The following is an 18,015-nucleotide window of genomic DNA, read 5'->3' as shown; positions in this document are numbered from 1 at the left end:
TCAAAAAAAACGTTACCCCCTATTTTAACACAGCTGCCAAAGAAATAGACGCTTTTTTATTAAAATCGTGTACAATGAATTGAAGTGATTATTGTAAATTTATCTAAAAAAGGAGTCGTTTATCTCTATGCTGCCGCTGTACAATAAATATTGGCGCACTTTTTTCGACATAGGATTGGTTATTCTGACGCTATATCTCGTGATGCTGGGATTCAGTAAGCTGTATCAGCTGGCCGCTCCTGTGTTCCTGTCCTTTTTTGTCTTCCTGCTGATTGAGCCGCTGGCCCGGTTCCTGAACCGCAAGGGAATGGCTAAGCCTTTCGCCTCCGCTATCTCCGTGGTACTCTTCTTAGTGATCCTGCTTGGCGCATTATTTGCTGCCGGACTGCTGATTACGACTCAGGTCATTCAATTCCAGGACAATCTGCCCAGATATACATACATAGTCCAGCAGCATTTTACTGAGGCTACCACCTATCTCCAGCAAAAAATTGATGCGCTCCCGCCCGATCTCACAGACAAACTGAACGGTTATTTCACCGATGCGACCAATGTCCTCTCGACGTGGATGGTCACCTTCTTTAAATATATGATCGGTGTGCTTGGCTCCTTCTCTTCTTTTATGGCTAATTTCGGCATTGCGATTATTCTGGCCTTTTTCCTCAGTATGGAGATTAAGGACTGGCGCCGGATCGCCCATGACAAGCTGCCCAAGACCTTTAAGACGGCTTACGCTTTCCTGCAGGGGAATGTGTTCAAGGCTATAGGTTCTTATCTAAAAGCCCAGCTGATTCTGATCAGCATTACCTTCGTGATCGTTCTCGCCGGACTGCTGATTCTGCAGACTGGAAATGTTCTTACTCTGGCTCTGATCTGCGCCTTGTTCGACCTGCTGCCGCTACTTGGAGTACCGGCGATTCTGATCCCCTGGATTATTTATTTGTTCATTGTCGGCAATACCTCACTTGCCATTGGTCTGATCATTCTGCTGGCAGTGGTGATGGTTATACGGCAGCTGCTGGAGCCCAAAATCACCGGAAATTCGATCGGCGTCTCCTCGGCGTTCCTGATGTTATCTTTCGTAATTCTGTCTTCCTCTGTATTTGGCATCGCTGGCCTTATTCTGTCGCCGATCCTGCTGATCCTGCTCAAGGAGCTGATTCAGCAGGGGTATCTGCAGCGCTGGATCTATCTGCCGCAGGAGGAATTCATCGTGTCTCCGTTTGCCGCTTCTGAACCCTCCACAGCCGGCGGCCCTGTACCGGGTAATACGGCTGGTACAGCTTCGGCTGGTACAGCAGGCACAGTCGGTACTCAAGCCCCCGTTGACCCGGACAGCAGCTCAAATACTTGACCGAATAATTTGGCAGCTGCCTGCGGACTGCTTGGAGCCACGTTCTCGACAGCAACGGATACAGCATATCTCGGATGGTCTACCGGGCCATAGCCGATGAACCATTGATTATTGCGGGCCACGCCTTTGACCAGAGTCTGCGCTGTGCCTGATTTGCCGGCGACCGGCCATTCAAGGCCCTGCAGCGTCCGGCCTGTTCCTTCTGTCACCACTTTACGCATCATGGACAGCAGCACGCGGGCGGTTGCCCCGGATATTCTGCCCTGCGGCGCAGGGGCCAAATGTCCCGGAAGCTCCTTCAGCGTCTGGCCGTTGGCAAAAGCAACCCGCTGCAGAATACGCGGCGCTCTAACCTCCCCGCCATGCAGCAGCGTGACTACGAGATTCGCCGCCTGCAGCGGTGTAATCCGCACATCGCGCTGGCCGATTGCAGTCTGCACCCTGACCCCGCCGTCATCCGGCAGCAGCGTGGTGAAGATCGTCCCCGCCTGCTCCCCGGAGAGCGGCCGGAGCAGCGGCAGGCCCAGCGTATTCTCCGCCTGCCAGCCGATGTCCCGGCCAAGGCCCAGTGCCAGAGCAGCAGCATTAAGCTGTGCTCCACTAAGCCGCTCGGCAAGCGTGGCGAACACGGTATTACAGGACACGGCGAACCCTTGCGCCATCGTAAGGGCGCCGTGTCCTTTGCCGTTCAGGCAGGTTAATCCGTATTTCCCGTATTCTCCTTTACAATAGAACGGTTCCTCCGGTGAAGTTAATCCGGCCTCCAGGGCAGCAGCGGCAGTGACTATCTTGAAGATGGACCCGGGTACCGCTGCCTGCAGCGCCCGGTTGTTCCATTCGCCCCCTTGCGGCGAGATCTGCTCCGGGTTGTAGAACGGCAAGGAGACCATCGCGGCAATATCGCCGTTCTGGCTATCCAGGACTACAACGGCTCCCTCCTTCACGCCTGCTTCTGCGGCCAGCTGCTCAATACTCTCCTGTAGTTTCTTATCAATCGTGGTATATAAAGACAGCGGGTAATAAGGATTCCCCGGTGCTTTGACTACAATCGGACTGCCTGGAACACGGTTGCCCCTGGCATCCACCTGGGCAACCGCCTCTGTATGCCCCACTCCCTGCAGCAGCGGCTCCAGTGTTTTCTCCAGCCCGTCCGTACCTGTACGCGGAATCCGCAGACCAGTCGGTGATTGCCGGAGGGCTTCACCCGAAGCTTCAGACAAATAACCAAGCCATTGCCGCCCTGAAGCGGCTCCATCATATCTGCGGGCAAAGGGCAGCGCCTTAACCCCCTCAATTCCCAGCTCTTCCACTTCGCGGGCCTCTGACAACGACAATGCCAGCGGAATGTTCCCTTTGCCGGAGGGCCATAGCAGCGGCTCCTTAAGTCCTGTGCGTCTGGATTGCAGCTTGTTGTAGCTGACCCCAAGGATTTCTGCCAGGCGGTGCAATTGGTTATCCCCGGCAGGCTCCCCGGTAACCGTATGCAGCGGAAGTGACTCTTCCTGCGGAAACAGCGCCGCTGTCCACACAGTCTCTCCGGCCAGCGGTTCTCCGTTCCTGTCATAGAGCCGGCCCCGTCCGCTGTCCAGCACTGTCTCCCGCTCGCTCTGAATTTCAGCCATCTGTGCCATCGTGTACCCGCTGCTGCTTACCTGCTGATTCTTCAGCAGCAGCTGGACCCAGGCCAGTCTGATGATCAAGCCTGCAACGAGCACAGACAGGATCAGCAGACTCCAAAATATACGTTTGTGAACCAGCTTCTGCAAGTGTTATTCCTCCATCAAGTGGGCTGCGGAACTATGGGTTCTATTATGCCCACCCCAAACCGCAAAAAAACCGCTTCCCCCGAAGGAAAAGCGGTTAATACACTTGCAGCTTACACGCTGAATTTAGACAATCGTTCTTTGAGCTTGGACGATGCATTCTCCAGTTTGGCGGAGAGATTGACCAGATATTCACTTACGCTCTCCTGCTCACCGGTGAGGGATGCAACCTCCTCGGAGGCGGCAGAGGATTCTTCCGCAAACGAGCTGACATTGCCAATCGTCTCGGACAGCACTCTCTGCGAGTGGTTCAGTCCGTCAATGGATGTTGACACGGAATCCAGCCGGGTAATCAGATGATTCATTTGCCCCTGTACACTGACGAAGATCTCGCTGGTGCTCTGAACATACGTCATCTGTTCTCCAAACAAAGGTGCCACCTCGGATAATGCGGCTACAGTCTCATGCATGTCATTCATGATTCTGTCGGTAATCTCAGCAACTACTGCAATGGAACGCTTGGACTGTTCAGCCAGCTGACGGATTTCATCAGCGACCACGGTGAAGCCTTTGCCTGCTTCGCCTGCCCGGGCTGCTTCAATAGTAGCATTAAGCGACAAAATATTAGTCTGCTGGGTAATGTTCTGCATGACCTCAAGCACCCGGATGACTGACGAGGTGGTATCCTTCAGTTCATTGACCTTAATGACGAGCTTCCCTGTCCTATCGCCGGTCTCATGCGTTCTGCCCAGCAGCTCCTGCAGCTTGACGACACCTTCCCTGCTGGACGCCTGTACGTTATGTGCGGTCCCGCCAATCTCCTGGGCCGCAGCAATCACCGCATCCATCCGCTCGGAGATCCGGGCGGTCATCTCATTTCCGCGGTCTGCTTCCAGCGCCAGATTTCCTGCACCGCCGGCAATCTGTTCAGTTGCTGCGGCAATATCCTGTGCGGCCACTGCGGTCTCACGGGATGCATTGCCCAGGGCATCTGCGGTCTCCAGTACTTCACGTGCAGTCTCATTGGTGTGCACGACCAGCTCTGTGATCCGTTCCATCATCATATTGAAGGAGCCTGACAGCTGGCCGATTTCATCATGCGAGACTACCTTTGTACGCACACGCAGGTCACCTTCTGCCCCTTGGAACATGAGGTCCCGCAGACGCGACAGCGGCCGTGAGACCATCCTTACCATCCAGAGGCCAATGAGAATAGCGATGACGGCAGCGGCAGCCACTGCTATGTAAGTGGTGTTAAGGATACGGCCCGCATCTTTAATCAGATTCTCGGAAGGGACAACGCCAAGCAGTCTCCAGCCCGAGCTCTGCAGTGTACCATACACGGCAAGAATGGATTTGCCCTTCTCATCCTTGGTCGGCAGGGAGCCTGAGCTCTCGCTGAGTCCCTTGAACAGGGTCCCTCCCAGACGCAAGTAAGTGTCTGTCTCCTGATGCTGGGAAGAGGCAATCATCTCATCTTTGGTAGTCAGCAGCTGGATATAAGAATCCATCCCCAGATCGACTTTGCTGAGGTGGCTGGCCAGCTCCGTAGTCTTGATGTCACAGACCGCTATGTATCCTAAGCTTCCCTCTTCCCCCGCTACGGACTTGGCGAAATGGACCACGCCTTCTGCTTCCCCTTGCTTCAGGGCCTCAGTAATCCACAAGCCCTGCGGCTTATCCTGCAGCTGCTTGTACCACGAAGCTTCGCGGACACCCGCCAGGAATTCATTGTCCACAGCCCCCGCTGACGCGGCAGGCAGCGCTTCATTAAGAGGAATCAGATAAACCGCTTGCACATTAGTAACTGCAGAGAGCCAATGGTTCAATTGGCCGCTGATCACAGCGGCCTGTTCCGTCCCCCCGCCTGCAGCAGCAGTACTTTCTTCCGAGACTGCCTGCCGGATATCCTTATTGTAGAACAGCTGGCCCAGATTATCTTCAAAGCGCAGCAGAGTTACATCAAGCTTCTCTGCCGTTTGCTCGACTGTCTGCTGATTAGCGGACAGTGCATTGTTCTCGATTGTTTGTTTGGCAACAGAGTAGGATGTATAGCCCAAAGACAGGACGATTCCCATCGTCGCAACGAAAAACACGAGAAAGAGCCGCACCCCCAGCGACTTGGAGGGATGCAGCCGAGTAAGAATACTTTTACCGCGAACTGTTGACTTGCTCAAAAAATCACCGCCGGATCTGCTGTATTCTTGTAGGGAATGATTCCGCACAAGGCCAGTATTAATAATATACCATCAGATCTTGTAACGCTGTGATTTTGTTGTATGAGATGAGTAGCATAGAATGCAGACCAACGGTGTCAGGTGAAAAGGCCTCTGCTGCCTTATTCGACCTAGATTTTGCCTAAATCCGCATCATCGCCAACCTCTTCATGAGTGTCGATCACGTAGTTGACGATTTCCTGCACCGTCGTATACGCAACACCTACATAAGTGTCAGCCGCCCCGTAGTAGATGGCAATGCGGCCCGTTTCGGCATCATTCAAGGTCGCGCACGGGAAGAGAACATTGTTCACGAAGCCTCTCTCCTCATACCATTCTTCCGGTGTAAGCACGAAGTTCCTTGAGCGGTATTTGACTCTTGACGGCTCGTCTTTATCCAGAATAACCGCACCCATGCTATACACCAGCCCGTTGCAGGTTCCAGTTACACCATGGTAGAACATGAGCCAGCCTTCGGAGGTTTCAATCGGGGCGGGACCGCCGCCAATCTTGGTGCTCTGCCACCAGCCCTGTCCGCCTCTGCTCATCACATGACGGTGTTTGCCCCAGTAGACGAAGTCAGGACTCTCACTCAGGAAGACATCGCCAAACGGGGTATGACCGCTGTCGCTTGGACGGGAGAGCATCACGAAGTTGCCGTTAAGTTTCTTAGGGAACAGCACACCGTTGCGGTTGAACGGCAGGAATGGATTTTCCAGGCTGACGAAGGTCTTGAAGTCCTGCGTTCTGGCTACACCGATGGCGGCGCCGTAGAAATCCGTACACCAGATAATATAGTACGTATCTTCAACCTTAACCAGACGCGGATCGTAGGCATATCTCGGCATGTAGGGGTTGCCTTGTTCATCAATGAATGGAATGGGAGCGTCTTCAATTTTCCAGTCCAGTCCGTCATGGCTATGGCCCATACGCAGATGAGGGCGGGTCGTATTATCCTCTACCCGGAATACGCCGAGGAAGCTTCCTTCATAGGCAATTACCGCACTATTGAAAATACGTGCAACCCCTTTGGCCGGATTGCGTTTGATGACCGGGTTGTCACTGTGTCTCCATACCGGATTCTCATTTCCTTCCGGTCTGTCCTGCCAAGGCATATTCGGAATGTTACTTCCGGTCAGTTGAACTTCTCTCATAGCAATAGTCTCCCTTCAGATTGGCGCAGCCGCGGCTGCAGTTGACTGATGATTCCGTCCACTCCGCAGAATGGACATACATAGAGGCCGGTTTCAGGCTTCCCGCACAATTCCCCCTTGAAAACATTCATAAAAAGCGTTATAACTTAATTGTATTCTTGTTATCGTTAAATAACAATAACATAATAACAAAATACAAATAAATTATTATTTTTGTTTTATACACTATATTTTTTTGTTCATTCTACAGCAAAGCGAGGTTACCACATGTCACTGCTTAGCGAGTATATCGGAGGCGTAACCTGGGGGTTCATGGGCAGACGGGGAACCTGGGCCAATGATGCAGCGGAGTCTTCCATGGAACTGATGAAAAGGGCTACCGGTGCGAACTGGACCGCCATCGCATTCAGCGCACTTCAAGCTACCCCGCAATCTACAGAAATCCCCTATTGGTCAGAACCCACGGTCAGTGATGAAGAGGTACGCTGGGCCATCCGCCAGGCAAAATCACTTGAACTGAAGGTCTGCCTGAAGCCCATTGTGAATTGTGCAGACGGCACATGGCGGGCTCATATCAACTTCTTCGACAAGGATGTTCCCTGCGAGCCGAAATGGTCAGAGTGGTTCCGTTCCTATACAGCCTTTATCCTTCATTATGCTGTGCTTGCCGAAGAGAGCGGCTGCGAGATGTTCTGTGTCGGCTGTGAGCTGGTCCAGACGGACCGGCGGGCCGCAGAATGGCGTGCCCTGATTGCCGAAGTCCGCAAGGTATACAGCGGTGTAATCACCTACAACTGCGATAAGTATCAGGAGGATAACGTGAGCTGGTGGGATGCGCTTGATGTAATCTCTTCGAGCGGCTATTATCCCGAGCAGGACTGGGAAGTACAGCTTGACCGGATTGAGGCGGTGGTCACGAAACACGGCAAGCCCTTCTTCTTCATGGAAGCGGGATGCCCCAGCCGGACCGGCAGTGCCGCCATCCCGAATGACTGGAGTCTCGAGGGCGGCCCGGATCTTGAAGAGCAGAGCCGGTTCTACCTTGCCATGTTCGGCGCCTGCGGGAAGCGGGACTGGGTACAGGGCTTCATGCTGTGGGATTGGCCGGCACAGCTCTATCCGCTGGACGAAGCAGCAGGCAACGATGATTACTGCATGTACGGCAAGCCGGCGGCAGGCATTATTGAAGAGTATTACAGTTCCAAGACGAAATCCCCGCCTACCTTATAGCCTTGATTTCAATATCTACCATTACTGTTTAGGAGTGAACAACCATATGACGAAATCGCCACAGATTTGGCGGAATGAAATGGAAGCAGAGCTGAAAGATAATATCCTCAGCTTTTGGATGAAGCATACCCTGGATGACAAGCATGGCGGATTCGTAGGTGAAATAGATAACCAGATGAATATCAATCCGGAGGCCGGAAAAAGCCTGGTGCTGAACGCGCGGATTCTGTGGACCTTTGCGAGCGCTTACCGCATGTATGGCAACGCTGAATACCTGACTATGGCTGAACGGGCCCACGCCTATTTGCTTCAATATTTCACCGACGCCGAATACGGCGGCTATTACTGGATGGTAGATGCGCTGGGCGCCCCTTCCGAACGCAAAAAACAAATTTACGGCCAGGCCTTCGCCATCTACGCCCTGGCTGAGTTCCATCATGCTACCGGACGCCAGGATGCACTCGATCAGGCTGTGGCACTGTTCCGTATGGTCGAGCAATACGGCTATGATCCGCTTAATAAAGGTTATATCGAAGCCCTCTCTGAGCAGTGGCAGATGACAGAGAATTTGAGTCTCAGCAGCAAGGACATGAATGAGAAGAAATCGATGAACACCCATCTGCATGTGCTGGAAGGCTACACCGGCCTGTACCGTGTGTGGAAATCCGAAGAGCTGCGGACCCGGCTGGCTGAGCTGATTGAGGTCATGCTCCTCCACATCATTGATAAGGAGGGCAAGCATTTCCATCTGTTCCTGGATGAAGAGTGGAATATCAAGTCCGACCATATCTCCTACGGTCATGATATCGAAGGCAGCTGGCTCCTGGTCGAAGCGGCTGAAGTGCTTGGGGATGAGGAGCTGCTGCACCGGGTGCGCAGTGTGGCTTTGTCCATGGCCGAAGCAACATTGGCTGAAGGCATTGACGCTGACGGCGGAATCTGGAATGAGGCGGATTCGAACGGGCTGCTGGATAAGAATAAAGACTGGTGGCCGCAGGCCGAAGCGATCGTCGGCTTCTATAATGCCTACCAGCTATCCGGAGATCCGAGGTTCCGCGATGCTGCTGAGGCAGCCTGGACGTTCACTAACAGCTACATGGTCGATCATACATTAGGCGAGTGGTTCTGGGCCGTTGATGAATCCCTGCAGCCGCTGGCGCATGCATCCAAGGTCAGTGCCTGGAAATGCCCTTATCATAACAGCAGAGCCTGCTTTGAAATGATCGGAAGACTGACAACAACCTCAAAGGAGACTAAATAATGAGCACATTATTCACAGAACGCAAGGCGCAGTTAACAGAACGATATGAATCACTGATTGGCCGCAAAAATGAGAAGGTTCCCTTTGGCAACGGTACCTATGACCGTTATCAATACCCGCTGCTCACAGCGGAACATGCGCCGCTGATCTGGCGTTATGACTTTAACCCGGCAACCAATCCTTATTTCGCTGAACGGATCGGCGTGAACGGCATCTTCAACCCGGGAGCCATTGAGCTGGACGGCAAGTTCTACATTGTGGCCCGTGTCGAGGGGAATGACCGCAAATCCTTCTTCGCTGTAGCCGAGAGCGACAGCGGTGTAGACGGCTTCCGCTTCTGGGATCATCCGGTTGTCCTGCCGGAAACTGAAGAACCGGATATCAACGTCTACGATATGCGTCTGGTGAAACATGCCGACGGCTGGATCTACGGCCTGTTCTGCACCGAGCGCAAAGATCCCGCTGCCCCGCACGGCGATCTGTCCAGTGCAGTTGCCCAGTGCGGAATCACCCGCACTAAGGACCTGAAGACCTGGGAACGTCTGGCTGACCTCAAGACCGGCTCTGCCCAGCAGCGTAATGTAGTGCTGCATCCTGAATTCGTAGACGGCAAATATGCCTTCTACACCCGCCCGCAGGATGGGTTCATTGATGCAGGCTCCGGCGGCGGCATCGGCTGGGGACTGTCCGATACCATTGAGAATGCTGTAATTACCAGCGAATCCATTATGGATCAGCGTTATTATCATACGATCAAGGAAGTGAAAAACGGCCAGGGCCCGGCGCCGGTCAAAACCCCTCAAGGCTGGCTGCACATCGCCCACGGTGTCCGCAACACTGCTGCGGGACTGCGTTATGTACTGTACGCATTCCTGTCCGATCTGGATGAGCCGAACAAGGTTACCCATGCTCCCGGCGGACATTTCATCGCTCCGGACGGTGAAGAACGCGTCGGCGATGTATCCAACGTTGTATTCTGCAACGGCATAATCGCCCGGGACAACGGGGACATCTATATCTACTACGCTTCCTCCGACACCCGGATTCATGTGGCTACCACTACGGTAGATCAAATGCTTGATTATGTGCTGAATACTCCTGAAGATCCGCTCCGCTCTTATGCCTGTGTCCAGCAGCGCATTGCCCTGATTGACCGGAATCTCCAGCTGTAATTACAGCTGTAATATCCGTCTGAGGGCAGATTGCACGAAGCGCTTATACCAGTAAAAAGGCAGTACCTGCAGAATGCTCTGCCGGTACTGCCTTTTATTCGTTTGAGCCGCTGGCTATAAGGTATTCAATAATTCGGTGACGTATTTAACGACCGTCTCCGGTCTGTGAATGGGAATGGAATGCCGGGGATCTTCTTCGGTAATATGCTGTACATTTGGGGTCAGCCTGGCTAAGCGCTGCTGGCCCTGCTTCCATTCTTCATCCGGACTGCCTGCGCTAAGCACCGTAATGGGCAGCTTGCTGCTTAGCGGCTCTGCCGCCTTCAGCTGCAGGGCACTCTCTTCCGCGCAGAGCAGTTCTGCATATGCGGCCCGGTAAGCACTCTTGCGGTATCCCAGACTTGAGGCGTTTTTTTGGATAGCTGCCGGGAGTCTCCGCCCTCCTACAGGCCTTCTAAGCAAGCGGGGAATCCCCGCAGGCGCCAACAGATAACCCAGCTTATATTGCCGTCTGTTCGCCTCCCGCTGCTGTTTCCGGCGGTTGCTCATTTCATCCGTAAGATAACGGCTCTCATGTACAGCATCAACCAGCAGCAGCCCCTCCACTTCATCCGGATATTCCCCCGCAAAACATCTCACAATCATGCCTCCATAGGAATGTCCCACCAGAATATAGGGAGGCTTGCAGTCCATTGCCTTCAGCAGTTCCCTGAGCTCCCGGACGTATTTCCTGCAGGTTGCACTTTCCGGCTGGCTGCCGCTCCCGCTCCAGCCCAGGCCTGCCCGGTCATACGAGACTACCTTGGCATACAGCGACAGCTCCGGCTGCACCATTGACCAGTCCAGGGATGATCCGCCCATACCCGCTTCCAGAATTACGGTGTGTTCTCCCTTTCCCATAACATGGGCATGAAGGCAGGCATCCTGCACAGGAATCATTTCTCCAGGAGGCTTGTAGGTTAGAGCATCACGCTTCGTAAGGACATATTGAACGATGGACAGCGGTGAACAGATTATTGAAATGAACCGGTGCAGAGCCTGCTCGTTCTGCGGAATCGCAGCCATGTGTAACGTCACACCCTTCTCTTAACTGATGTCCAAATTATATAGGCGTGTGCTCAGGTCAAAAAGAGAAACTATAACCGGGACATTTCCTATTTTACCTTCGATTATCCTGCACGAAATACAATATAATTCCAACTATGCTCTTGGTCCAGCCACCGAATCCCGGTGGACAATGTCGGCAGCAATCAGGATCTTCTCCAGCGGTGCGGCAGGGTTATGGATACGGTTCAGCAGCTTCTCTACAGCCGCCCGGCCCATTGCCTCTTTCGGAACATGAACAGTAGTGAGCGGGGGAACCCCCCGTGTGGCGTCCTCAATATTGTCAAAGCCGGTTACCGAAACTTCACCCGGGATGACAAAGCCTTCTGCTTTGAGCACATCACTAATGGTGAGCGCAATGAAATCATTGGCACACACTAGTGCGGTTGGCAGACTTTTGGTTTTCTTGCGTCTCTGCAGCCATTGCTTAAAGCCCTCATCAAAAGTTCCATCATCCATTCCCTCCAGCTGCAGCATTTCATCATCGCCGGCAGGCGTCTTCATTCCATTCTCTTCCAGGGCGCTGCGGAAGCCGATCCAACGGTCACGGAAGCTGCGGGAATAGCGGATATTTCCGATAAAATGCAGCTCTGTATGCCCCGTGCCCATCAGGTGATTGCTGAGCCGGGTCATGGAATCCGTATTATTGGCGAATACGGTATCGCTTGGAATAAGCGGATCTTCATGGTCAATCAGCACCATCGGCAGGCCGATGCGGTGCACCTCCAGCAGCAGTGAGGTCGAGATCTGGCCCACGCCAATCAGCCCGAGCAGTCCGTTAGGGTTGAGAATATTGACGAAGTTATCCGTCCGGTGCTCAGAGACTATGACCATACCCAGACCTTCCTGGTCCAGCGCCAGTGCAATGCCGTCTACAATCTTCCCCCAATACAGGGAATCCTGGGTTTGCGAACGGATATTAGGCATCAGCACCAGCACAGACTGTTTGTTCCGGTCACTGTCCGCAGACTGCGGAGGACGTTTGATGCTTTGAACATAGGCATTCTTTTGAGTGAAATAGCCTAATTGCGAAGCCGCCTGAATGACCCGCTCCCGGGTAGTTTCGTTGACGCCGCCTTTGCCGGACAGGGATTTGGACACGACAAACTTGGAAACGCCGAGATGGTCGGCGATTTTTTGCATAGTGACTTTCTTAGCCATATATAAGACCTCCAGATACTATTCACGGTTTCGCATAACGAGCTTTATTCAGTGTTGCTAACTTTTTCGGAAATCATAACATTTAGCTAACAAAATAATTATACGGGGTCGCGAACCGATGCACAAGCATAAAGAAACCGCTCCTTCCCGGATGGAAAGAAGCGGCGGAATGCAGTAATTTATATGCCCGGATATATGCCCGGAACGATTTAATTTGTTATTGTACGTTGCCGCCTGACTATATCTTAAACAGTGACAGCTTGCTCTCCAGCTGTGTCGATGCACTCTGCAGCTTACCGGACAGCGATACGAGCTGATCACTAACATTCTGCTGCTCATTGCTGAGGGAAGCAACTTCTTCAGAAGTAGCAGAAGACTGCTGTGCAACCGCACTTACATTGCTCATGGCATCGGACAATACGCCTTGGGAATGATTCAGGCTGTCGATGGCACCGGTGACCGATTCCAGGCTGGTAATGAAGTCTTCCATTTGTCCCTTCACTGATACGAAGATATCACTGGTACTCTTGACTGAACTCATCTGTTCCTTGAACAGCGGGGCCACTTCTGACAATACGGCTACTGTCTCATCCATTTCAGCCATAATCTTGTCTGTAATGCCGGCAACCAGGGCGATAGACTGCTTGGATTGGTCAGCGAGCTGCCGGACTTCACCAGCAACCACCATGAAGCCTCTGCCTGCTTCACCCGCTCTTGCCGCTTCAATCGTTGCATTTAGAGACAGGATATTCGTCTGCTGGGTAATATTCTTCATGACATCCAGTACCTTAATCACCGAATATACCGTGTCCTTCAGGTTGTTGACCCGGTCCACCAGTGCGCTGGTCATCTCACCGGTGCGGCCAGTCTGTTCCAGCAGCTCTTCGAGCTGGCTGGCACCGTGTCCGCTGGCTTCCCCTACTCCGCGGGCGGCCTGGTCCATCTCGGCATTAGCAGCAATAACACTCTGCATCTGCGTAGCAATCAGATCCGTCAGCTCATTGCCACGTTCCGCTTCCTGCGCCAGGCTTCCGGCACCGCCGGCAATCTCTTCCGTAGCAGCAGCAATCTCCTTGGCAGAAATCGCCGTCTTGCGGGAAGCGTCGCCCAGATCATTGGCTGTTTCAAGCACCTCGCGCGCAGTTTCCGTTGTCTGGGCAACCAGCTCGGTGATCCGTCCCATCATCAGATTGAAGGAGGCGGACAGATCTCCAATCTCATCCTTCGAGACATACTCTGTACGGACGCTAAGGTCACCCTGAGCCCCCTGAACCATAAGATCCTTCAGACGTGCCAACGGCTTGGCAATCATCTGTACCATCCAGAAGCCGACCAGAATGGCAAGCAGAGCTGCAGCTCCAGCCGCTATGAATGTTGTGAACAGAATCGGAGTGGCAGCCTTAACCAGCTGGCCGGTAGGAACAACTCCTGCAAGCTTCCAGTCCGCCTTCTCCATCGGGTTGTAGACAGCCAGGACATCTTTGCCATTCGCATCCTTAGCTTCCTGACTCTCGCTGTTCTTCTTGCTCTCCATAATAAAGTTAAGCTCTGAGACCTTGCCGTCCTCTGCCGGTACGGAAGAAGCAACTACCATTCCTTCCGGTGATACCAGCTGAATCCGCGAACCGTCCCCAAGCTTCACGCTCTCGAAGGCTTCTTCAAGCAGAGTGCTCTTAAGCTCAAGCAAAACAACATAACCTGCATTGGAGCCCAGGTTCTTGAGCGATCTGACCATTGCGATATTCTTGCCGCCATCGCCTTCAACGGAAGTCGGGAACCAGTAGTTCTGTGCGGACTTCGCTTCCGAGGTATAGTATGGCTCATATGAGGTTGAATTTTTGACAGCAGTCTTGTACCATTCCTGATCTCTTAAGCCGTCCACGGTAAGACCGGAGCTCCCGCTCGATATGATCGTCATCGCAGGATCCTCTGGAATCAGTGAGATCGCTACGATATTGGAATCTGTTGTAGTCTGGCTCGAGAGCTTTTTGCTGATGGCATCTGTAGCCACAAATTTATCATAACTGCTCGCAGCAGCGGCAAGCTCAGTCAGATTCGATTGCATTTGCGTATCGAAATACAGCTGGAGTGCCAAATTTTCATACTGCTTCAAGGTAATATCAAGCTTCTCGGAAGTCTGGATAATCGTCTGCCGGTTGGCTTCGGAAACATTATCCTTAATGGTATTCTTGGCTTTGTTGTAAGACAGAATCCCCAGGAACAGTACAACAATCACAATAGAAGATAAGAATATCAGGAAAAGCTTAACACCAACTGATTTCAGCGGGTTAACTCTCTTAACCTGGCGTACTGAACCATTCAGTACGTTCTTTAAAGTTAGTTTTTGAACTGCCGCTTTACTTGTTGACTGGGTATCACCTGCTTGGCCTGTCTCAGCCTTTTGTATAACCTTAGGCTTTTTACTGTTCTTTCCCACTTTAATCCTTCTCTCTTTCGGTTTGTCTCTGTCGCTCTCCGGATTTGGAGCCCCCATTACAATCACCTGCCAATTAGATTAGAAGACGTATGTAAGCGTTACCTGTGATATATATCGGCACAAAGGCTCATTTTTCTTAGTATTTGATAGAAATTACTTCAGAATTTTTATGTTTTTGTCGAACTGCATAAGTATTTTGGTCTAGAACTAAAATCCCCCTACGGGTTAATCGAACCGGAGCGTATGAAGCTCCCCGGCTGCATGATTTTCCAGCCGGAACCTGGCAGACGCTCCATGGACGTATCGGCTTGTGAGGAGGACTGAGATTCCGTTAATTGCTCTGAATCAGCTCATTTGAAGCTTAGAAGAACAAGATAAAGGATTCTCAGTCCGCTTCATCCAGATTAGGCAGGCTTTCAGCAAAATAACGGCATCTCAGTCCGGGTTCAGGAAGAGGAAGCATTCTACTCCCGGGAGAGCAGCCGGAAAAGTTCATTCCACATTCATCCTTATTCAGAACCAGCCTGCTTTCCGGCGGATTCCAAGGAATATACGCAAAAAAGGACGCCCTTCCAGAAGAAGGGCATCCCTTTAAATCATTCTTATGACTTTATTTTCTTTTACGCATCATGTCAAAGTAAGCTACCGGCTGGTCGACCTTCATTCGCACCCGCTGTAGCGGATGACGGGCAACGTCCAGCGGATTCCCCGCCTCGTCCCACAGCTCGCCGACAGTCTGCTTGAAGAAGGTGTCATCCGGTCCGAAGAATTCCACTTCCTGGCCCGGCTTGAAGTTATTGCGCTGCTGGACAAGTGCCATGCCGCTCTCCGCATCATATTCCAGCACCAGGCCGGCGAAATCATAAGGTGCCGCTTTTTCCTCCGGCTCATAAATATGATCCTCATGATCCGGAGTATCGTAGAAGAAGCCTGTATTGAGCGGTCGGTTAGCCGCCTTCTGCAGCTCCTCCAGCCATTCCGGCTTCAGCACATAACCTTCCGGGTCCGCCATATAGGCATCAATCGCTTTGCGATAGGCATTGACCACCGTTGCCACGTAATGGATCGACTTCATCCGGCCTTCGATCTTAAAGCTGTCAATCCCAGCTTCGATCAGCTCAGGAATACTCTCCAGCATGCACAAATCCTTCGAACCCATCGAGAACGGATTATCCTCCGGCTGATGAAGCGGCAGTTGGGTTACGCCAGGCTGCAATGCCTGAGGCGCCACTGCCTGGTCCTCTTCCGATACCCAGGTTCCTTCCGGACGGCCATCTTCGAACAGGTCGTATTTCCAGCGGCAGGACTGGCAGCAGCCCCCGCGGTTGGAATCGCGGTCTGTAAAGTGATTGGACAATACACAACGTCCTGAATACGAGGAGCACATTGCACCGTGGATGAAGCTCTCGATCTCGATGTCCACATGCTGCTTGATCTCGGCAATCTCCTCCAGGCTGGTCTCCCGGCCAAGCACGACCCGCGGCAGTCCTTCCTGCTTCCAGAAAGATACTGCCTGCCAGTTGAGCGTGGACTGCTGGGTGCTGAGATGTACCTCAAGACCCGGTACCAGGCGGAGTGCGGTGTCTACAATTACCGGATCCGCTACAATAATGGCAGCAATGCCGGCTTCATATAAGTTACGCAGGTATTCTTCAATCCCGGCGATGTCTTCATTGTGAGCATAGATATTCGTCGCTACGAATACTTTGGCGCCATATTTCTTGGCAAATTCAACGCCCTCGCGCATTTCCTCAAAAGTGAAATTATCCGCTCCCGAGCGCAGGCCGTATTTCTGTCCTCCGATATATACTGCATCCGCACCATAATGCACGGCGAATTTCAATTTCTCTAAGTTTCCTGCCGGAGCCAGGAGCTCCGGTTTGTCCAGACGGTAACGTTTGCCCTTGAATTGGGGCTTGGTCATAGTTCCCATTCCTGTTCTCCCTCCTAATTGTCTCAGCTGCTGCAAGATTGAACGGCCGGCATTTGGTGTGAGGGCGCAACTGCGGGGAATGTTTGGACTTCCGGTCGCTGTTGTCTGCAGATTTCTTCATTTATACCGCTTAGCGGTTGAAATCCGCAGACAAAGGCGAACGCTGGCGCTCCTCCAGTTCAAACTTCCCCTCCGCTGCTTACACCATAATGTAGCCTAGACAATCCATTGCAAAAGCTGAGACAATACTTTTTATATATTTTAATATACCTGTTCTTTGTAGAAGAAGCCGAACGACAGTTCACGCTCAGGGTCCTGCAGCGCCCGGATGTCATCCATCCAGGCCTCATCGTAAGCATATTCAGCCGGATCAGCGGAATACAAGTCAATGGCATGGCGGTAAGCCTTAACCACAGCTACATTATAAGCCACCGGCTTCAGCAGCCCTTCAATCTTCAGGCTGTGCACACCAGCCTTCAGCAGGAAATGCAGATCCTCAAGAATACAAATATCGTCCGAGCTCATAATATGCGTTCCGTTCTCATCCTCATATATCGGGAACTTCTCATTCGGCCGTTCCGCTTCAATCAGGAAAAGCCCGCGCTCCTTGCCAAGGCTGCCGCCATCACCCGGACGCCCCTGATGAGACATATAGCTGGCTACCAGCCTACGCTTGGAATGATAAATATTCGTCATGCCATGCACCTGCACCTGGGCTTCGACTTCCAGATGAGGTACCATTTCGGTCATTTCATCCATATTCAGCTCACGTGCCAAGACGACCCGCGAAGCTCCCTTACTGCCCCAATAGTTGGCTGTGGCGTAATTGGTGGAGGTCATTTCCGCATTCCAGTGCAGCTTAAGTTCCGGTACTTCCGCCTTTACGGCTGCCAGGACAGCAGGGTCTCCGAATTCGACCCCGTCTACACCCAATTCGCCGATTGCTTTGATGTAAGCCGGCAGCTCTTCCAGCATTTTATTGGAGATCAGCCCGTTTATGCTTACGTACACCTTACCGCCTGCATCATGTGCAAGCTTTACAGCTGCTGCAGTATCTTCCAGCGAGAAATGCCCGGCGAGCCGCATGCCGAAACGGTCATCTCCGATCAGCAGCGCAGTTGCGCCTGCCGCAAGCAAAGCTGCCGCTTCTTCCAGCGAGGCTGCTGTCGCCAGCAGCTCCGGTTTGTTATTCATTGTGTTACCTCCTGTGCCTATCGCATCAATACTATT

12 protein-coding genes are annotated in these 18,015 nt (G+C 52.5%); 4 read left to right on the top strand and 8 right to left on the bottom strand.

Annotated features, from left to right (window positions below; genetic code table 11):
* The first annotated feature begins 127 nt into the window (after positions 1–127).
* A complete protein-coding gene (locus P40081_RS09400; protein WP_042134992.1) occupies positions 128–1,354 on the top strand; it encodes an AI-2E family transporter in 1,227 nt (408 codons plus the stop codon).
* On the opposite strand, the gene P40081_RS09395 is transcribed toward P40081_RS09400, so the two are convergent.
* The 3 genes from P40081_RS09395 to P40081_RS09385 form a co-directional block, all read right to left on the bottom strand.
* Positions 1,315–3,120, bottom strand: coding sequence for a peptidoglycan D,D-transpeptidase FtsI family protein (locus tag P40081_RS09395; protein WP_042134990.1), 1,806 nt, complete (start codon positions 3,118–3,120; stop codon positions 1,315–1,317). The genes P40081_RS09400 and P40081_RS09395 overlap by 40 nt on opposite strands.
* Before the next feature lie 110 nt (positions 3,121–3,230).
* On the bottom strand, positions 3,231–5,294 hold the full coding sequence (locus P40081_RS09390) for a methyl-accepting chemotaxis protein (RefSeq protein ID WP_156118569.1): 2,064 nt from the start codon (positions 5,292–5,294) through the stop codon (positions 3,231–3,233).
* Between the two features lie 170 nt (positions 5,295–5,464).
* A complete protein-coding gene (locus P40081_RS09385; RefSeq protein WP_042134986.1) occupies positions 5,465–6,487 on the bottom strand; it encodes a glycoside hydrolase family 130 protein in 1,023 nt (340 codons plus the stop codon).
* Between the two features lie 267 nt (positions 6,488–6,754).
* Between P40081_RS09385 and P40081_RS09380 the strand changes: the two genes are divergently transcribed.
* The 3 genes from P40081_RS09380 to P40081_RS09370 are packed head-to-tail and all read left to right on the top strand — an operon-like array spanning position 6,755 to position 10,150.
* Complete coding sequence (locus P40081_RS09380; protein ID WP_042134984.1) at positions 6,755–7,717, top strand: glycoside hydrolase family 113; 963 nt, start codon at positions 6,755–6,757, stop codon at positions 7,715–7,717.
* 46 nt (positions 7,718–7,763) lie between these two features.
* Positions 7,764–8,978 (top strand): AGE family epimerase/isomerase, encoded by a 1,215-nt coding sequence (locus tag P40081_RS09375; RefSeq protein ID WP_042134982.1) that lies wholly within the window; start codon positions 7,764–7,766, stop codon positions 8,976–8,978.
* Positions 8,978–10,150 (top strand): glycoside hydrolase family 130 protein, encoded by a 1,173-nt coding sequence (locus tag P40081_RS09370; protein WP_042134981.1) that lies wholly within the window; start codon positions 8,978–8,980, stop codon positions 10,148–10,150. The genes P40081_RS09375 and P40081_RS09370 overlap by 1 nt, the downstream gene beginning before the upstream one ends.
* A gap of 114 nt (positions 10,151–10,264) precedes the next feature.
* On the opposite strand, the gene P40081_RS36265 is transcribed toward P40081_RS09370, so the two are convergent.
* From P40081_RS36265 to P40081_RS09345, 5 genes are all read right to left on the bottom strand, one after another.
* On the bottom strand, positions 10,265–11,227 hold the full coding sequence (locus P40081_RS36265; RefSeq protein WP_231575314.1) for an alpha/beta fold hydrolase: 963 nt from the start codon (positions 11,225–11,227) through the stop codon (positions 10,265–10,267).
* 123 nt (positions 11,228–11,350) lie between these two features.
* Positions 11,351–12,415: a LacI family DNA-binding transcriptional regulator gene (locus tag P40081_RS09360; protein ID WP_042134979.1), complete on the bottom strand. Its 1,065-nt coding sequence runs from the start codon at positions 12,413–12,415 to the stop codon at positions 11,351–11,353.
* Between the two features lie 238 nt (positions 12,416–12,653).
* Complete coding sequence (locus P40081_RS09355; protein WP_231575313.1) at positions 12,654–14,852, bottom strand: methyl-accepting chemotaxis protein; 2,199 nt, start codon at positions 14,850–14,852, stop codon at positions 12,654–12,656.
* 610 nt (positions 14,853–15,462) lie between these two features.
* Positions 15,463–16,785 carry a peptidase U32 family protein gene (locus P40081_RS09350; protein WP_042134976.1) on the bottom strand — a complete coding sequence of 441 codons (1,323 nt, stop codon included), beginning with the start codon at positions 16,783–16,785 and terminating at the stop codon, positions 15,463–15,465.
* A 261-nt stretch (positions 16,786–17,046) separates the two neighbouring features.
* Entirely contained in the window at positions 17,047–17,979 is a 933-nt protein-coding gene (locus P40081_RS09345; protein ID WP_042134975.1) for a peptidase U32 family protein, read from the bottom strand.
* Between the last annotated feature and the right edge of the window lie 36 nt (positions 17,980–18,015).

Origin of the sequence: Paenibacillus sp. FSL P4-0081, from assembly GCF_000758565.1 — a bacterium.
GTDB lineage: Bacteria > Bacillota > Bacilli > Paenibacillales > Paenibacillaceae > Paenibacillus_AQ > Paenibacillus_AQ phytohabitans.
This window is presented reverse-complemented; position numbering and strand designations above follow the sequence as displayed.

Bases quoted from the DNA above. Each gene is read 5' to 3' on its own strand.
- P40081_RS09345 (WP_042134975.1), bottom strand. From the start codon at position 17,979: ATGAATAACAAACCGGAGCTGCTGGCGACAGCAGCCTCGCTGGAAGAA.
- P40081_RS09375 (WP_042134982.1), top strand. From the start codon at position 7,764: ATGACGAAATCGCCACAGATTTGGCGGAATGAAATGGAAGCAGAGCTG.
- P40081_RS09370 (WP_042134981.1), top strand. From the start codon at position 8,978: ATGAGCACATTATTCACAGAACGCAAGGCGCAGTTAACAGAACGATAT.
- P40081_RS09350 (WP_042134976.1), bottom strand. From the start codon at position 16,785: ATGGGAACTATGACCAAGCCCCAATTCAAGGGCAAACGTTACCGTCTG.
- P40081_RS09360 (WP_042134979.1), bottom strand. From the start codon at position 12,415: ATGGCTAAGAAAGTCACTATGCAAAAAATCGCCGACCATCTCGGCGTT.
- P40081_RS09400 (WP_042134992.1), top strand. From the start codon at position 128: ATGCTGCCGCTGTACAATAAATATTGGCGCACTTTTTTCGACATAGGA.
- P40081_RS09380 (WP_042134984.1), top strand. From the start codon at position 6,755: ATGTCACTGCTTAGCGAGTATATCGGAGGCGTAACCTGGGGGTTCATG.
- P40081_RS09385 (WP_042134986.1), bottom strand. From the start codon at position 6,487: ATGAGAGAAGTTCAACTGACCGGAAGTAACATTCCGAATATGCCTTGG.